A 2,078-nucleotide genomic window follows, 5' to 3' on the forward strand; every position below is an offset into this window, starting at 1 on the left:
GTGCACACCCTCACCCTCGGCGTCGGCGCGCCCGTCGTCGAGGTCAAGGCCGACAGCTGGCGCACCGCGGTCGCGAAGAACAAGCGCGCCGAGGTCCGCGCCGAGGGCGGCATTCCGCTGCTGACCAAGGACATTCGCCGAGCGAAGTCCTGCGCGCTCGCGGTGCTGCAGACGCCGAAGGTTGGCCGGATGATCCGCGACGCCGAGTGCGAGCTCTCGGCATGGTGGCGCGATCCCATCACGGGCGTGATGCTGCGCCTGCGCATCGACGCCCTGTACCTCACGCCCGACGGGGACGTGATCGCGCTCGACCTGAAGACCGCCGAGACCGCCGACCCCGTCGCGTTCGCGGCGTCGATCCGCGGGCACGGATACCACCAGCAACAGGACTGGTACGAGGGCGGTCTCACCATCCTCGGCCGCAAGCCTCGGGCGTTCCTGTTCCCCGTTGTCGCCCGCCGCCCGCCGCACCTGGTCTCACTCAACCGCGTACCGCCGCGGTTCCTCGCACGCGCCGGGGCACGCAACCGCGCCGCGGTCGACAAGTTCGCCGCGTGCCTGACCGCGGGGGAGTGGCCCGACTACGGCACCGACATCCACGAAATCGAGCAGCCCGCATGGGCTTACCGGGAGGACTGACCCATGACCCACGACATCGCCACTATCTCAGCGGTCCATCCCGCGCCCCTGTCCGGACTGCGTGTGTCCGTGCCCGCGCTGGACATCCTCACCGCGCACGCCGCCGCCCTTGAGGTGGCCCTGCAGATCGCTCAGCAGATGTGCAGCACCGCGCTGGTTCCCCCGCGCTACAGCGGCCGCCCGCTCGACGGCGCGGCGGCGATCCTGTTCGGAATCGAACTGGGGCTGAACCCGATCCAATCGCTCTGGCTGGTCGACAAGCACTACGGCCGGCCGTCTATCGAGGCCCGCACCATGGTCGCCCTGCTCAAGGCTCGCGGCTACAAGATCAGCACGGTCGAGCTCACCGACACCACGGCCACGGTCGACGGTGTCGCGCAGGACGGCAGCGAAGAGTCGAGCACCTGGACCATGGACCGCGCCATCAAGGCTGAGTACGTCGCGACCTGGGATGAGGAGACCGACGATTGGGTGCGCTCCAAGAACACCGGTGAGATCATCGGCAACCCCCTGTACCACACCGATCCCCAGGCCATGCTGTACGCGAAGGCCGCCTCTGAGGTCTGCCGCCGCCTGGCCCCCGAGGTACTGCTCGGAATGCCGTACAGCCGGGAGGATCTCGCGTACGCGCCCAAGCTCGACTTGGAGCCCGAGACCGCCGAGCCCGCCAGCGTGGGCGACCTGCTCGACGCCGTGCCCGATGCCGCGGTCGACGTCTCGGACCTGACCGAGCCCGAGCCCGAGCCCGAGCCGACCGTCGACGAGCAGCCGGTCGCCGACCCCGCACCCGTAAAGCGCACCCGCGCCAACAAGGGGCAGGCCGACGCTGCGGACGGTGCGGAATGACCTTCAACTTCTTCAATGAGCTCCCCAAGAGCACCACGCGAGGGGGACGTAGGCCGGACCCTCTTCTGACGCAGTTCGCCGAGGCGCTGCGTGACCACCCGGGACAGTGGTCCAAGTGGCCTCGAAGCGTCAGCGCCGGGGGCGCTATGCAGATCGCTTCCAGGATCAGGCGCGGTACCTACCCTCACCTGCCTCCTGGCGACTTCGAATCCCGCTGCCGTGACGGCGTCGCGTATGTCCGGTACATCGGCGGTGCGGCATGAGTACCGATCACCGCGCCGAAGCGGTTGGATCCCTGAAGTATTGGGCCAACGCTGAGGATTCTCAGACCGCGATCTCGTACGCCAGCGAGGCGACCGCACATGCCTTGCTGTACGCGGGCGACCAGCTGGCCGCGCTGGTCGAGCAGCAGAAGGTGCAGCTGCTCGTCTCCGCGTACGTCACGGGTGTCCCGATGACCGCCGACGAGCGCGCCGTGGCGCAGGCGCGGATCAAGGCCGCGCTCGGCCTGGCCGAGGGCGGTGCGGAATGAGCGCCACCTCGATCACGGTGTCGACCACCGATTTCCGCAACGCGCTCAACGCGGTTCGCGT

General features: G+C 69.0%; 3 protein-coding genes. All 3 read left to right on the top strand.

Annotated elements, in window-relative coordinates; translation table 11 throughout:
* On the top strand, window positions 1–639 hold a 639-nt coding region (locus ACFRAM_RS28615), incomplete at its 5' end, for a PD-(D/E)XK nuclease-like domain-containing protein (RefSeq protein WP_379470427.1).
* A 3-nt stretch (window positions 640–642) separates the two neighbouring features.
* Window positions 643–1,485, top strand: coding sequence for a hypothetical protein (locus ACFRAM_RS28620; protein ID WP_379470428.1), 843 nt, complete (start codon window positions 643–645; stop codon window positions 1,483–1,485).
* 259 nt (window positions 1,486–1,744) lie between these two features.
* Window positions 1,745–2,017: a hypothetical protein gene (locus ACFRAM_RS28625; RefSeq protein WP_379470429.1), complete on the top strand. Its 273-nt coding sequence runs from the start codon at window positions 1,745–1,747 to the stop codon at window positions 2,015–2,017.
* The last annotated feature ends 61 nt before the right edge of the window (window positions 2,018–2,078 follow it).

Source organism: Paenibacillus sp. NPDC056722 (genome assembly GCF_042790635.1).
Taxonomy (GTDB): Bacteria; Bacillota; Bacilli; order Paenibacillales; family Paenibacillaceae; genus Paenibacillus_AQ; species Paenibacillus_AQ agri.

Coding starts and splice junctions, on each gene's coding strand:
- ACFRAM_RS28620 (WP_379470428.1), top strand. CDS start 643: ATGACCCACGACATCGCCACTATCTCAGCGGTCCATCCCGCGCCCCTG.
- ACFRAM_RS28625 (WP_379470429.1), top strand. CDS start 1,745: ATGAGTACCGATCACCGCGCCGAAGCGGTTGGATCCCTGAAGTATTGG.